The sequence below is a fragment of the Paucibacter sp. M5-1 genome, from assembly GCF_027498415.2.
Lineage (GTDB): Bacteria > Pseudomonadota > Gammaproteobacteria > Burkholderiales > Burkholderiaceae_C > Roseateles_E.
Window position 1 is genome coordinate 1,668,472 of sequence record NZ_JAPZLM020000001.1, and the last position, 13,279, is coordinate 1,681,750.

A 13,279-nucleotide genomic window follows, 5' to 3' on the forward strand; every position below is an offset into this window, starting at 1 on the left:
GTTCAGTTCAACTCCAGTCGCGCGACATTGTCCTTGGCCTGCGCCGCCAGATCGACGGCCGCACCGCGCAGCGTGATCTCGGTGCCCGAGACATTGCCCACCCGCAGCCGCAGCGGCGGCTGAGCCGCCAGCGCGGCCGATTCGCCCGGGCGCATCAGCTTGGAAAACAAGACCTGACCCCTGGTGTCGACCACCTCGACCCAGGACTCGGCCGAGGTCTTGATGCTCAGCGGCACCTGGCCGACGGCCAGCATCGGTGCACTCGCAGGGACCACCACGGGCGCTGCCGCACTCGCCACCGGCGGGGCCGCTTGCACCACGGCGGGCTGCACCACAGCGGAAGGCGCGAGCTCGGCGGGCGGCAGCGGCGGGGTCTCGGCCACCGTGCTGGCAGCCGGCTCGGCCGGCTGGATCGCGGCCTGCTCGGCCTCGCTGCCGCCCAAGGCATCCAGCGAACCCAGCCACTGGGTCGGCAGCAGATAGATCGCCAGCGCGGCCAGCAAGAGGCCGGCCGGCGCCCACACCAGCGGGCGCTTGAGCCAGTCCAGCGAGACCGTGTCCTCGCGCCCGGGGCGCTCGCGGAAGGGTTGGTTGAGCCCGCGCGAGACGCGGTCCAGGCCCGCCTCATCGCCGCGCGGCAGCAGCGCCAGCACCGGCGCCGCATCGACCTTCAACACCCGGCACATGGCCTTGGCCAGCGCGCGCGCAAAGGTCAGGTCCGGCAGATCCTGGTAGCGGTCGGCCTCCAGGGCCTCCAGCTTGGCCTGCGGCACCTTCAGCTGCGCCGCCAGCGCCGCGATGTGCAGGCCCTGGGCCATGCGTGCCGCGCGCAGCCAGGCACCGGCGCTCTGCGGGCTCGGAACGGCCAGCGGCGGGGCCTCGGCCTCGCTCAGGATCGAAGACATGCGCTCCCCTTCACTCATCAAATCGACCCCGGTCCAGGGCCAGCGCCTCGGGCGACTGCGCATGGCCGCGCCGCAGCTGCTGGCTCAACTCATCCACCGAGGCGGTGTTGCCCAGGCGTCGCTCGATGCGCAGCGCCAGCCACAGGCTTTGCGCGCTGCTTTGCTCGGGCTGGGCATTGACGCGGCGCACATAGAAGCGCGCCCGCTCGAACTGGCCGCCGCGATACAGCACATCGGCCAGATTGACGGCGATGGCCGGGTTGCCCGGGTCGATCTCGAAGGCGCGCGCCAGCGTCTTCTCGGCGGCCGGCAGCTGGCCGGCGGCCAGTTCGCAGACGCCCTTGGCCAGCAGCGAGCGCGAGGGGCCGCGGTACTGCGGCTGGGCCAGCGCCAGATCGAACTGGGCATAGGACTCGGGCCAGCGGCGCTGCTGGCACAGGAACCAGCCGTAGTTGTGCAGCGTATCGGGGTCGCGCGGATTCAGGCTCAGCGCGCGCGCAAAGCTCTCCTCGGCCAGCGGAATCTCGCCCAGCGCCGCATAGACCAGGCCGCGCAGATTCAGGGCCTCGCGCATGTCCGGCTTGGCCTGCAGGGCCTGCTTGAGCTCGTCCAGCGCGGTGCTGTACTGGCCGCGCGAGAAGTAGCCGTAGGCCAGCTCGATGCGCACCGCAGCACGGCGGTCGGCATCGGTCTGATCCGAGGCGGTGCGCACCTCGGCCGTCTGGCCGCGCGGGCCGCCCGCACAGGCCGCCAGCAGGGCCAGCGACAGCACCATCGTTGCCGCACGAAAGACCGAAAGCTGCAGAAGCTGGTTCATTGAGGGTGTCGAGGTTGGTGGGAGAGCTAGGCGGGGCGGTTCGGGCGGACCACGCTGACCGGCGCCCGCACCATGCGCACATGGGCGCGGGTGCGGTCCTGCACCTCGCCCGCCAACTGGCCGCAGGCGGCGTCGATATCGTCGCCGCGGGTCTTGCGTATCGTCGTGATCAGGCCGGCCTGTATCAGCACCTCGGCAAAGGCCTTGACGCGCTCGTTCGAGCTGCGCTTCAGGCCCGAGGCCGGGAAGGGATTGAAGGGGATCAGATTGATCTTGCAGGAGACATGACCGCGCAGGAGGGCCACCAGTTCCTGAGCCTGCTCCGGCGTATCGTTGACGCCGTCCAGCATGCAGTACTCGAAGGTGATGAAGTCCCGCGGCGCCTTGTCCAGATAGCGATTGCAGGCCTCCAGCAGCTCGGCAATCGGGTACTTCTTGTTCAGCGGCACCAACTGGTCGCGCAAGGGGTCGGTCGGCGCGTGCAGCGACACGGCCAGCGCCACCGGGCAATCGTCGCGCAGCCGGTCGATCATAGGCACGACGCCCGAGGTCGAGACCGTCACGCGACGGCGCGACAGGCCGTAGCCATGGTCGTCCAGCATCATCTTCAGCGCCGGCACCAGGGCGCTGTAGTTCTGCAGCGGCTCGCCCATGCCCATCATCACGACATTGGAGATGACGCGTTCTTCGGTATTCAGGCGCTTGCGCAGGCTGTGCTCGGCAAACCAGAGCTGGGCGATGATCTCGGCCGTGTCGAGATTGCGGCTGAAGCCCTGGTGGCCGGTCGAGCAGAAGCGGCAACCGACCGCACAGCCAGCCTGGGAGGAGATGCACAGGGTGCCGCGGTCGTCTTCGGGAATGAACACCGCTTCGACCGCATCACCAGCCCCGACATCGAACAGCCACTTGATCGTGCCGTCGGTCGAGACATGTTCGGAAATCACCGGCAACGCAGCGATGTGCGCCCGGGTGGCCAGCTTGTCGCGCAGCGACTTGGCCAGGTCGGACATCTGAGCGAAGTCAGATGCGCCTTTTTGATGGATCCAACGAAACAGCTGGGTGGCGCGAAAGCGCTTCTCACCCAGCTGCTCGCAGTACGCGGCCAGACCCTCCAGATCGAAACCGAGCAGGTTCGTCAAACCGAGCAGGTTGGCCGTGTTCATTGTTTACCTCTTTGATCCAGCCTCAAGGCCAGAGCACAAGAGGCATTGGGCCGTATTAACGGCTGTAGACATTCATGCCGGGGAAGAAGAAAGCGATCTCTTGAGCGGCCGTCTCGGCAGCGTCGGAGCCGTGCACGGCGTTGGCATCGATGCTGTCGGCGAAGTCGGCGCGGATCGTGCCCTTCTCGGCCTTCTTCGGGTCGGTGGCGCCCATCAGGTCGCGATTCTTCAGAATCGCGCCTTCGCCTTCCAGCGCCTGGATCATCACCGGGCCGGAGATCATGAAGGTCACCAGGTCGTTGAAGAAGGGGCGTGCCTTGTGCACGGCGTAGAAGGCCTCGGCCTCGCCACGCGACAGATGTGCCATCTTGGCGGCAACCACCTTCAGGCCGGCGCCTTCAAAGCGGGCGTAGATCTGGCCGATGACGTTTTTCGCCACGGCATCGGGCTTGATGATAGAGAGGGTACGTTCGATAGCCATGGTTATTCTCCTGAAATCTTGGGCTTGGCAAAGCCTTGGATTGTAATGCCTGAAGATGCCGGCCCCATGAAGGCCGGCATCGGGAACTCAACGGTTGCGGCCGCCAAAGCCGCCGCCACGGCCACCACCGCCGCCGGAGCGACCGCCCCCGCCCCCGCCGCTGCGGCCGCCACCGCCACCGGAGCGACCACCGCCGCCGCCGCCACGGCGCACAAAGGCATCACCGCCGATATAGCCGACCGAGGTCTGCATCGGATCGGGCTCGCGCGGGCCGCCCTTGTTGCCGCCGCCACGGTTGCCGCCCCGGTCCTGGGCGCTGCCACCGGCACCGAAGCCCTGCGGAATACGCTTGCTGCCGGTCGCAAAACGGCGGTCGAAGGTCTGCTCCAGCGGATTGATATTGCGCGGGATGAAGTCGTCACCGTCCTCGTCGTCGCGGTCCGGGCGCTCATTGGCGCGCGGCTCGTTGAAACGCTCGGACGGGCGCTCGGGCGCACGCTCGCGAGGCGCCTCCGGACGGCTCGGGCGCGGGCCGACGCCAGCCTGGCGGCCGTCGCTGCGGCGATTGTTCGAGCGCTCGTTGCCACGCTCGCGCTCATTGCGCGGCTGGCCACCGCGCTCGCCACGCGGCGCCTGACCTTCGCGGGGCTCACGCGACTCGCGCTGCGCGTCCCGCGGCTGCTGCGGGCCACCGGCCAATCGACGGATCACGCGCACATCGTCCTCGCCCAGCTCCACCCAGACGCCGCGCTTGAGGCCGCGCGGCAGCACCACGGTGCCGTAGCGGATGCGGATCAGGCGGCTGACCACCAGACCCACGGCCTCGAACAGCTTGCGCACCTCGCGGTTGCGGCCTTCGGTGATGACCACGCGGTACCAGCGATTGACACCCTCGCCGCCGCCATCCTCGATGCTCTTGAAGCCGGCCTTCTGGCCCTCGATGATCACGCCTTCCAGCAGGCGGCTGCGCTGCTCGTCGCTGAGCGTGCCCAGCACGCGCACCGCGTACTCGCGCTCGACGCCGAAGCGCGGGTGCATCAGCTGATTGGCCAGCTCACCCGAGTTGGTGAACAGCAGCAGGCCTTCGGTATTCAGGTCCAGCCGGCCGACCGACTGCCATTTGCCCTGATAGAGCTTGGGCAGGTGGCGGAACACGGTGGGACGGCCCTCCGGGTCATTGAAACTGACCACTTCGCCGGTCGGCTTGTGATAGGCCAGGATGCGCGGCGGCGGCGGCGAGATGCGCACCTTGATCGGCTTGCCGGCCACATGGACGCGGTCACCGAAGGAGATGCGCTGACCGATATGGGCCACCCCACCGTTCACCTCGATCTTGCCCTCGGCAATCATGTCCTCGATATCGCGGCGCGAGCCGATGCCGGCCTGGGCCAGCACCTTCTGCAGCTTGGGCGCATCGGGCTCGGGCGCCAGCACGCGCTTGGTCTCGACCTCCTGCTCCTCGACCTCGGCCACCGGCTCTTCATCGGCCGCATCGAACTCACCGGCCAGCACCTGGGCGAAGCGCTCGACCGTCTCGGCCTGCAATTGCTCGGGCGCGACGGCGTCCTGACGCGGGGGACGGGGCTCGCGGGCTTCGCGAGGCTCGGCACCATCGGCAGCCTCATTGCGATCCTTGCGGCCACGACGTCGGTTGCGGTTGCCGCGCGGCTCGCGCTCGCCCGCAGACTCGGCACCCTCGGCACTCTCTGCCGACTCCTGGGGCTCGCCGGCATCGACAGCGACCGGCTCGGCGGCAGGCGCCGCCTCCAGCATCAGCTGCACCGGCGCCGCGTCGACCGACTCGGCCTTGACCGCCGTCTTGCGCGGTGCGCGGCGCTTGGGCGCCACAGCCTCTTCCGCCACGGCAGCCTCGACCGGCGCCGCCGCCTCGATCACCGGTTCGGCCACGGCCTCGTCGACCTTCTTGGCCGCCGTCTTGCGCGGTGCGCGCGGCTTCACAGGCTTGGCCTCGGCCGCAGCCTCAGGCGCCGCTGCATCGGCCACGGTCTCGGCCTTGGCGCGCGCCGGCGCACGGCGTCGCTTCGGTGCGGCTTCGGGAGCGTCGCTCGGGGCCTCGGCGGCCTTGGGATCGGTGTCGTTGGAATTCATGCGTCGGCTTGCACCTTCTCGGTGGCTTCAGGGTCGGAGTCCGGCAGAGCCGGAACGGGAGCGCCCGCATGGGAAGCCATGGGCGCGGATTCGGATTCAGATGCGGCGGCAGGCTCGCTGACGGCCTGCGCCTCTGGGCTGCCGTCTTCCAGCAGCGAACTCTGTGCCTGCAGCAGCTGGCCCAACTCGGGGCCCGGCTCGCCACCGGCACTCAACAGGGGCAATTGCTCCAGATTGGACAGCCCGAGGTCATCAAGGAACTGGCGGGTCGTTGCATACAGGGCCGGACGACCCGGCGCCTCGCGATAGCCTATCACCTCGATCCAGCCCCGGTCCTCCAGCTGTTTGACAATTTGTGTGGACACCACGACGCCGCGGATGTCCTCGATATCACCACGCGTCACCGGCTGGCGGTAGGCAATGATGGCCAGCGTCTCCATCACGGCCCGCGAATAGCGCTGCGGCTTCTCCGGATGCAGGCGGTCCAGATACTCGCGCAGCTCCGGCCGGCTCTGGAAGCGCCAGCCCGAGGCCACCGCCACCAGCTCGACGCCCCGCCCGTCCCAGTCGCGCACCAGCTCGTCCAGCAGGCTGCGCAAGGTATCCGGGCCGACGCCGTCGGCAAACAAGGTACGCAGCTCACGCAAGGTGAGCGGCTGCTGGGCGCAAATCAGCGCGGTCTCGAGGACGCGCTTTGCATCCTGTGTGTTCATCGACTGCTGTCGGCTGGCTCACCGGTACGGGCGGGCATTGATCAAGTCGCTGTTCTCAGCGGGCTGTTCGGGTCAGGGCAACCGGCTCCGGGGCTGACCTGTTCAGCGACATGGGAGGCGGGGCATATCGGCCGGGCGGTTTCAAACTAGCCCTCACGGGGATGAGCATGGCCTGCACGGCCTCGGTCCAGGCGCCGCTGCGGATTGGTACGACATCCGCCGCGCTCGGCTGAACCAAGTTGCCACGATTGTAGCGCGCTCAATCCGCCAACGGCGGCAGCTCCGGCATCGGCAGCCCGGCCAAAGCCCAACTATTGGCCAAATCCTGTGGCAGCGGCGCATCAAATACCAGCGACCGCCCCTGGATCGGATGGGCAAAACTCAGCCGCGCCGCATGCAGGGCCTGGCGCGCCAGGCCGAAAGCCGGCGCGCCGCCATAGAGCGCGTCGGACACCAGAGGGTAGCCCTTGCTGGCCAGATGGACGCGGATCTGGTGGGTGCGGCCGCTGTGCAGCACACAGTGCACGGCGCTGTAGCTGCGGTTCTCGATCTCGGTCTGGGCCAGACCATAGACATCGGTGCGCGAGGGCTTGCCGCTGGACAGCACCGCCATCTTGACCCGCGAGGCCGGATCGCGCCGCAGCGGCGCATCGACCGTCATCTGCTCCGGCACCCGGCCGTGGGTCAGCGCCAGATACTCGCGATGCACCTCGCGGGCCGCGATCATGCGGCTCAGCGCGGTGACCGCCTCCAGGGTCTTGCCGACCACCATCAGGCCCGAGGTGTCCTTGTCCAGGCGGTGCACGATGCCGGCGCGCGGCAGGGTCGCGGCGGCCGGATGATGGGCGAGCAGGCCGTTCATCACCGTGCCCGACCAGTTGCCGGCGGCCGGATGAACGACCATGGCCGGCGGCTTGTCCAGCACCATCAGATGCTCGTCCTCGAAGACGATGTTCAGCGCCAGCGGCTCGGCACGGAAGGCGCGGCTCTCGGCGGTCGGCTGCAACTCGACCTGCACGCGCTGGCCGGCCTGCAGCTTGCGCGAGGCGCTGGTGGCGACCTGGCCGTTGATCTGCACATGAGCGCGCTCGATCAGGCTCTGCAAATGGTTGCGCGAAAACTCCGGTGCTAGCGCCACCAGCCATTTGTCCAGGCGCTGGCCATGGCCGGCCTCATCCACCATGGCCTCGCGCTGTTCCGCCTGTTCGAGTTCTTGTAATTCTTCACTGGCGTCGCTCTCGGACGAGAGCTCCAGGGCAGGCGAGGCCTGAACCATATAATCAATTCTCCAATTTCAGCTGAAGTTCGGTGCCATGGCACCGGCATGGACCATGACAGAAAACTGCGTGCAGCGCCCCCAGGCGCCGGCGAACCCAGCAACCGCCTCGCGGCTCGCCACGTTGGTCGCGGCCGGCGCCCTGGCCTTGCTGGCGGCCTGCTCTTCCACTCCAACGGATGATCCGAACTCGCAGGCCAATCTGGACAAATTGTACGCAGACGCCAAGGCTGACATCGCCAGCGGCAGCTACGACCGCGGCATCAAGACGCTGGAGCGCATCGAAGGCCGCGCTGCCGGCACGCTGATGGCGCAGCAGGCCGGGCTCGATCTGGCCTGGGCCCAGTACCGCAGCGGCGAGCGCGCCGCCGCCATCGTGACGCTGGACCGCTTCATCAAGAACAACCCGTCGAGCGCGGCGCTGGACTACGCGCTCTACCTGAAGGGCCTGGTCAATTTCAACGAGGACCTGGGCCTGTTCGGCCGCCTGGCCCGCCAGGACATCTCGGAGCGCGACCAGCAGGCCTCGCGCGATGCCTTGCTGGCCTTCAAGCAGGTGGCCGAGCAGTTCCCCGACTCCAAGTACGCCGACGACTCGCGCCTGCGCGTCGACTACATCACCAACACGCTGGCCAGCTACGAGGTTCATGTGGCGCGCTACTACTACACCCGCGGCGCCTATGTCGCGGCGGCCAACCGCGCCCAGCAGGCGGTGACCGAGTTCCAGCGCGCACCATCGGCCGAGGAGGCGCTCTACATCATGATGCAGAGCTACGAGAAGCTGAACCTGAAGCCGCTGCGCGACGACGCCGAGCGCGTGCTGAAGCAGAATTTCCCGGACAGCGCCTATCTGAGCGCCGGCTTTGCCGGCAAGAAGCGCGCCTGGTGGCAGGTCTGGTAAGCCGCAGCGCCAAAGACAGAGCCCGCAGCAGCGGGCTTTTTTACGCCCGCCCTTACGCCCGCTCGGCGGCCAGCAGACGCAGCCAGTCCAGCGCCTCGTCCTCGCTGGCCAGCCGCGTCATCGGCGGCAAGGCCTCGCGCAGGCGCCGGCCGTAGTTCATGCCGGCCATGCGCGGATCGCAGACGATCAGCAGGCCACGGTCGGTCTCGCTGCGTATCAGCCGGCCGCCCCCCTGCTTCAGCGCGATCGCGGCCTCGGCGATGAAGAACTCGGCAAAGGCATTGCGGCCGGCAGCTTCGAGCCGCTGCACACGGGCCTCGACCAGCGGGTCGCTGGGCGGCGGGAACGGCAGCTTGTCGATCAGCACGCACTGCAGATCATCGCCGGGCACATCGATGCCCTCCCAGAAGCTGGCCGAGCCGACCAGCACCGCACAAGGGTCGGCCATGAACTGCTGCAGCAGCAAGCGCTTGGGCGCCGCGCCCTGGACCAGCACCTTGATCGCATCGAAGCCGCGCTCGAACTCCTCACGCAAGGCATCGCCAATGCTCTGCAAGGCGCGCAAGGTGGTCGTCAGCACAAAGGTACGGCCGCCCAGCGCGCGGGCACAACGCGCCGCCATTGCCGCCACCTCCAGCGGGTGATCGGGCTCGCTGGGCTTGGGGAAGCCGCGCGGGATGTAGAGCCGCGCATGTGCGGGATAGTCGAAGGGGCTGCCGACGCGCAGCACCCGCGCGCTGTCCAGGCCGGCCGGCTCGGTGAACCAGGAGAGCCGCTCATCGTCGCCCAGCGTCGCCGAGGTGAAGATCCAGGCTTTCGGTGGCCCCGCCAGCTGCTCCTGCATGGCATCGCGGATGTCCAGCGGCGACTCGACCAAGCGCGCCTGGTGCGGGCTCAGATCGATCCAGCGCACATCGCCGGCCTCGGGCGCCGCCGCGAAATGCCGGGCCTGCTCGGCCAGTTGCTGGGCGCGCTCGTGCAGGCGCACGAAGTCGGGCGAGATCTCGTTGACCGTGGCCAGCATCTCGACCGCCAGATCAGCCATCCGCGCCACCTCGCCCAGCGCGGGGGCGAAGCCGGGCTTGCCGGCACGCTCCTGCCAGCGCAGCTTCAGAATGCCGCGCACCTCCTTCATCGAGCCGGCGCAGGCCAGGCGCAGCTCGCGCGCGGCCCGCTCCAGCCCGGCGTGCAGGCCCTGCCAGTCCTGCAGGCCGCGCGCCTCGCTCAGGCCCTGGGCCAGCACATCGCGGGCGAAGTCCAGCAACTGGCCCGTGCCCAGCAAGGTGCCGAGAAACTGCACGCCGGCCTCGGGCAGCTGGTGGGCCTCGTCGAACACCGCGACATCAACCCCGGGCAGCAGCTCGGCCACACCGCTGTCGCGCAGCGCCATATCGGCAAAGAACAGATGGTGGTTGACCACCACCACATCGGCCTCCATCGCCTCGCGGCGCGCCTTCACGACATGGCAGGCGCGGAACTCGGGGCAGTCGGAACCCAGACAGTTGTCGCGCGTCGAGCTGACGATGGGGATGATGGGCGAGCGCTCGTCCAGCCCCTCCATCTCGGCCAGATCGCCGCTGACGGTCTGCTGCGCCCATTGCTCGACGCGGGCCAGCAGCATCACCGCGCGCCGGTCCGGCAGCTCGGCGCTGTGGCGCGCATGCTTCATCCGGTGCAGGCACAGATAGCTGCTGCGGCCCTTCAGCAAGGCGATGCGGGTGGGCGTCTGCAAGGCCTCGCACAGGCGTGGCAGATCGCGCAGGAAAAGCTGGTCCTGCAAGCTCTTGGTCGCGGTGCTGATCAGGGCGCGGCCGCCCGACAGCAGGGCCGGCACCAGGTAGGCAAAGGTCTTGCCGACGCCGGTGCCCGCCTCCACTACCAGGGCCTCGCGCCGCGCCATCGCCTGGGCGACCGCCTGGCTCATCAGCAGCTGGGGCTCGCGCGGCGAATAACCGGGATCGGCCCGGGACAACGGGCCGCCACGGTCGAAGGCGGCGGCCACCCACTGCTCCAGCTCGCTCTTCTCGACCTTCTCGCTGATGTCGTCCTGGTCGCGCAGGAACGCCGCTTCTTGTTCGCTCAACAGGCTGTGCCTCGTTCAGGCCGGTTCGGCCGGGTCATTGGCCTGCTCCAGGCGGGAAATCAGATCGCGCAGCGCCAGACGGCGCTTCTTCAGCCGTCGCAGCGCCAGCTCGTCGAGCGGCTGTTGCCGGGCCAGCTGATCGATCAGCACATCCAGATCGGCGTGTTCCATGCGCAATTCGATCAGGCGGCGCGATAAAGAGTGAAGCTGTTCATCCATGAAAGGGTAAGCTGGCACGGATGGCGCGCTGAGTGCACGCTGGACATCGGTTGACGATTATAGTTTTTGCGAAACCCATAGTTTTTGCCATGACGCGTAGCTCCCCCGGATTTCGACTCAGCGCCGCCACCGGCACCCATCGCGGGGACCGCCTCTATCAGCAGGACCAGGTCGAGGTCTTCAGCCATGCGCGCCAGACCGGCTGCCTGCTGGCCGTGCTGGCCGACGGCATGGGCGGCAAGAGCGGCGGGCGCAAGGCTGCCGACCAGGTGGTGCTGACCGCCGGCCAGCTGTTCGAGCGCTATGTGCCCGGCGAGGAACCGCCGGCCGACTTCCTGGCCCAGATGGCGGCCGAAGCCCATCTGATGATCAAGCTGACCGCCATTGCCACCGAGGAGGAGCCGCACAGCACCTTGGCAGCCTTTCTGGTCAGCCCGGACCGGCGCTGCCACTGGGTGCATGCCGGCGATTCGCGGCTCTACCATTTCCGCGGCGCCGAGATGCTCAAGCGCAGCCTGGACCACTCCTTTGTGCAGCGCCTGATCGACGAGGGCCAGATCAGCGAGGCCGAGGCCGCCGTGCATCCGCAGTCGAATCTGCTGACCGGCTGCCTGGGCACGGTGCAGGAACCGACGCCCAGCCTGGACATCACCGAGCAGCTGCAGGTCGGCGACAGCCTGCTGGCCTGCAGCGACGGGCTCTGGCACTACTTCAGCCCGCGCGAGCTGGGCACCGTAGTGCACGGCCTGCCGCCGCGCGAGGCCGCCGAGCTGCTGATCGAGAAGGCGCGCCAGCGCGCCCACGGCGCCGGCGACAACCTGTCGTTGGCCATCGTGCGGGTCGAAGCGCTGGCCTGAGAAGGGCTTAGGGCTTAGGGCTTAGGGCTTGGGGGCCGGCGGCAGCTTGGCGATCTCGTCTGCCGTCGGCTGCGGCAGGCTGGCTGCCGGCTTGCTGGACTGCGCACGCTGCTGCTGACGCTTTTGTGCCGCCGCGCGCCGCGCCTGGGCCTCTTGCTCGCGCTCGGCCGCCTGCTGGCGACGCCGTTCCGCAGCGCGCTCGCCGCGCGCGATCTCGGCCTGCACCGCGCGGCCATGGGCCTGCTCATCGACGACGCGATGCGGCTTGGACGCAGCCGCAGCAGGCTTTGGCAGATCGGCCAGCAAGGAGCGCTGCATGCGCTTGCCGTCCTCGTTGGCAAAGGCCTGCTGCTTGGCCTGCACCCGCTCGCGCTGGGCCTGGGCGCGCGCCTGGCGCTGGGCGCTGTCCAGCTCCTGCTCACGCGCCAGCAGCGGCTTGAGCGCCGCCGAACGCTCAAGCCGGGCCTGCTGCTCGCAGGCATTGACATTGAAGCGCGGCGCGCAGGCCTGTAGCGCCTCGGCATGACGGGCCTCGATGTGCCGGCGCTGCTCGGCCAGCGCCTCGCGCTCGCCGGCCAACGCAGCCGACGCGGCACTCAGCAGCATCAGACTCAACAGCAGCAAGGAGGTCTTGGGCATGGGGCGGCGATTCAGGTCAGCGAGGTGTCCACCTCGCGGCGGGCCAGCGAAAGATATTCGGAACTCTGCATCTCTTGCAAGCGCGAGATGGTGCGCGGGAATTCATGGGCCAGCGGCCCCTCGGTATACAGCTGCTCGGGCGGCACGGCCGCCGAGATCAGCAGCTTGACGCGCCGGTCATACAGCACATCGACCAGCCAGGTGAAGCGCCGCGCCTCGCTGGCCAGGCGCGGCGGCATCGCCGGCACATTGGAGAGTATCAGCGTGTGGAACTGGGTCGCCAGCTCCAGATAGTCGTTCTGCGAGCGTGGGCCGCCGCACAGGGTCTGGAAATCGAACCAGACCACGCCGCCGGCGCGGCGCCGCGCACGCAGCTCGCGATGCTCGATATGCAGCAGCGGGTCTTCATCGCGGGCCTCGGCCAGCGACTCGAAGGCCTGGCTCAGCGAAGCGTCGGCCGCCGCATCCAGCGGCGTGTGATAGAGCTCGACATGGTCCAGGCTGCGGCGCCGGTAGTCGGTGCCAGCATCGACATTGATGACCTCGAGCTTGTCCTTCAGCAGCTCGATGGCCGGCAGGATGCGGTCGCGGTGCAGGCCGTTGGGATAGAGGCCGTCCGGGTGGAAGTTCGAGGTCGTGACGATGGAGACGCGGTGCTTGAACAGCGAGTCCAGCAGCCGGTGCAGAATCATCGCGTCGGTGACGTCCGAGACGTGGAACTCGTCGAAGCAGATCAGCCGGAAGCGCTTGGCGATGCGCTTGCCCAGCTCTTCGAGCGGGTCGGCAATGCCTTTGAGGTCCTGCAGCTCGCGGTGCACCTCGCGCATGAACTCGTGGAAGTGCAGCCGGGTCTTGCGCGTCAGCGGCACGGCCTGGAAGAAGCAGTCCATCAGAAAGCTCTTGCCCCGGCCCACGCCGCCGTACATATAGACGCCGCGCGGCAGCGGCGGGCGCACCAGCAGCTTGGTCACCGCATTGCTGCGGCGTGCCTTGTAGTCGGCCCATTCGTCCTGGCAGCGCTGCAGCGAGGCGATCGCGCGCAGCTGCGCCGCGTCGGCCGTGTAGCCACGCTCGGCAAGGGTTTGCTGATAGAGCTCGGTCACAGAAGTCATCGGG

The 13,279-nt window shown here is 68.5% G+C and carries 13 protein-coding genes; 2 read left to right on the plus strand and 11 right to left on the minus strand.

Features of this window, described 5'->3' with window-relative positions; genetic code table 11:
• Positions 1–2: 2 nt before the first annotated feature.
• The 7 genes from O5M90_RS07735 to O5M90_RS07765 form a co-directional block, all read right to left on the minus strand.
• On the minus strand, positions 3–905 hold the full coding sequence (locus O5M90_RS07735; protein WP_269840565.1) for a helix-turn-helix domain-containing protein: 903 nt from the start codon (positions 903–905) through the stop codon (positions 3–5).
• 10 nt (positions 906–915) lie between these two features.
• Positions 916–1,722: a type IV pilus biogenesis/stability protein PilW gene (pilW, locus tag O5M90_RS07740; RefSeq protein WP_262969563.1), complete on the minus strand. Its 807-nt coding sequence runs from the start codon at positions 1,720–1,722 to the stop codon at positions 916–918.
• A gap of 26 nt (positions 1,723–1,748) precedes the next feature.
• Entirely contained in the window at positions 1,749–2,885 is a 1,137-nt protein-coding gene (rlmN, locus tag O5M90_RS07745) for a 23S rRNA (adenine(2503)-C(2))-methyltransferase RlmN (protein WP_440401926.1), read from the minus strand.
• Positions 2,886–2,940: 55 nt separating this feature from the next.
• On the minus strand, positions 2,941–3,366 hold the full coding sequence (gene ndk, locus O5M90_RS07750) for a nucleoside-diphosphate kinase (RefSeq protein WP_137941745.1): 426 nt from the start codon (positions 3,364–3,366) through the stop codon (positions 2,941–2,943).
• Between the two features lie 87 nt (positions 3,367–3,453).
• Positions 3,454–5,475, minus strand: a complete 2,022-nt coding sequence (locus tag O5M90_RS07755; protein WP_269840566.1) for a pseudouridine synthase — start codon at positions 5,473–5,475, stop codon at positions 3,454–3,456.
• Positions 5,472–6,188: an SMC-Scp complex subunit ScpB gene (gene scpB / locus O5M90_RS07760; protein WP_269840567.1), complete on the minus strand. Its 717-nt coding sequence runs from the start codon at positions 6,186–6,188 to the stop codon at positions 5,472–5,474. Before scpB ends, O5M90_RS07755 begins: the two co-directional genes overlap by 4 nt.
• Positions 6,189–6,447: 259 nt before the next feature.
• Positions 6,448–7,464, minus strand: coding sequence for an RluA family pseudouridine synthase (locus O5M90_RS07765; RefSeq protein WP_269840568.1), 1,017 nt, complete (start codon positions 7,462–7,464; stop codon positions 6,448–6,450).
• Positions 7,465–7,519: 55 nt separating this feature from the next.
• On the opposite strand from O5M90_RS07765, the gene O5M90_RS07770 reads away from it, so the two are divergent.
• Positions 7,520–8,365, plus strand: coding sequence for an outer membrane protein assembly factor BamD (locus O5M90_RS07770; protein WP_269840569.1), 846 nt, complete (start codon positions 7,520–7,522; stop codon positions 8,363–8,365).
• A 52-nt stretch (positions 8,366–8,417) separates the two neighbouring features.
• On the opposite strand, the gene O5M90_RS07775 is transcribed toward O5M90_RS07770, so the two are convergent.
• Both O5M90_RS07775 and O5M90_RS07780 read right to left on the minus strand, forming a co-directional pair.
• Positions 8,418–10,289, minus strand: a complete 1,872-nt coding sequence (locus tag O5M90_RS07775; protein ID WP_269840653.1) for an ATP-dependent DNA helicase — start codon at positions 10,287–10,289, stop codon at positions 8,418–8,420.
• A 174-nt stretch (positions 10,290–10,463) separates the two neighbouring features.
• Positions 10,464–10,667 carry a YdcH family protein gene (locus tag O5M90_RS07780; RefSeq protein ID WP_269840570.1) on the minus strand — a complete coding sequence of 68 codons (204 nt, stop codon included), beginning with the start codon at positions 10,665–10,667 and terminating at the stop codon, positions 10,464–10,466.
• Between the two features lie 89 nt (positions 10,668–10,756).
• On the opposite strand from O5M90_RS07780, the gene O5M90_RS07785 reads away from it, so the two are divergent.
• Positions 10,757–11,524 carry a PP2C family protein-serine/threonine phosphatase gene (locus tag O5M90_RS07785; RefSeq protein WP_269840571.1) on the plus strand — a complete coding sequence of 256 codons (768 nt, stop codon included), beginning with the start codon at positions 10,757–10,759 and terminating at the stop codon, positions 11,522–11,524.
• 21 nt (positions 11,525–11,545) lie between these two features.
• On the opposite strand, the gene O5M90_RS07790 is transcribed toward O5M90_RS07785, so the two are convergent.
• Positions 11,546–12,163 carry a hypothetical protein gene (locus tag O5M90_RS07790; RefSeq protein WP_269840572.1) on the minus strand — a complete coding sequence of 206 codons (618 nt, stop codon included), beginning with the start codon at positions 12,161–12,163 and terminating at the stop codon, positions 11,546–11,548.
• An 11-nt stretch (positions 12,164–12,174) separates the two neighbouring features.
• The gene (gene zapE, locus O5M90_RS07795; protein ID WP_269840573.1) at positions 12,175–13,275 is read right to left on the minus strand and encodes a cell division protein ZapE; all 1,101 of its coding nucleotides are present in this window, start codon (positions 13,273–13,275) and stop codon (positions 12,175–12,177) included.
• Between the last annotated feature and the right edge of the window lie 4 nt (positions 13,276–13,279).

Bases quoted from the DNA above. Each gene is read 5' to 3' on its own strand.
- O5M90_RS07775 (WP_269840653.1), bottom strand. From the start codon at position 10,289: ATGAGCCAGGCGGTCGCCCAGGCGATGGCGCGGCGCGAGGCCCTGGTA.
- rlmN (WP_440401926.1), bottom strand. From the start codon at position 2,885: ATGAACACGGCCAACCTGCTCGGTTTGACGAACCTGCTCGGTTTCGAT.
- pilW (WP_262969563.1), bottom strand. From the start codon at position 1,722: ATGAACCAGCTTCTGCAGCTTTCGGTCTTTCGTGCGGCAACGATGGTG.
- O5M90_RS07785 (WP_269840571.1), top strand. From the start codon at position 10,757: ATGACGCGTAGCTCCCCCGGATTTCGACTCAGCGCCGCCACCGGCACC.
- O5M90_RS07790 (WP_269840572.1), bottom strand. From the start codon at position 12,163: ATGCCCAAGACCTCCTTGCTGCTGTTGAGTCTGATGCTGCTGAGTGCC.
- O5M90_RS07755 (WP_269840566.1), bottom strand. From the start codon at position 5,475: ATGAATTCCAACGACACCGATCCCAAGGCCGCCGAGGCCCCGAGCGAC.
- ndk (WP_137941745.1), bottom strand. From the start codon at position 3,366: ATGGCTATCGAACGTACCCTCTCTATCATCAAGCCCGATGCCGTGGCG.
- zapE (WP_269840573.1), bottom strand. From the start codon at position 13,275: ATGACTTCTGTGACCGAGCTCTATCAGCAAACCCTTGCCGAGCGTGGC.
- O5M90_RS07765 (WP_269840568.1), bottom strand. From the start codon at position 7,464: ATGGTTCAGGCCTCGCCTGCCCTGGAGCTCTCGTCCGAGAGCGACGCC.
- scpB (WP_269840567.1), bottom strand. From the start codon at position 6,188: ATGAACACACAGGATGCAAAGCGCGTCCTCGAGACCGCGCTGATTTGC.
- O5M90_RS07770 (WP_269840569.1), top strand. From the start codon at position 7,520: ATGACAGAAAACTGCGTGCAGCGCCCCCAGGCGCCGGCGAACCCAGCA.
- O5M90_RS07780 (WP_269840570.1), bottom strand. From the start codon at position 10,667: ATGGATGAACAGCTTCACTCTTTATCGCGCCGCCTGATCGAATTGCGC.
- O5M90_RS07735 (WP_269840565.1), bottom strand. From the start codon at position 905: ATGTCTTCGATCCTGAGCGAGGCCGAGGCCCCGCCGCTGGCCGTTCCG.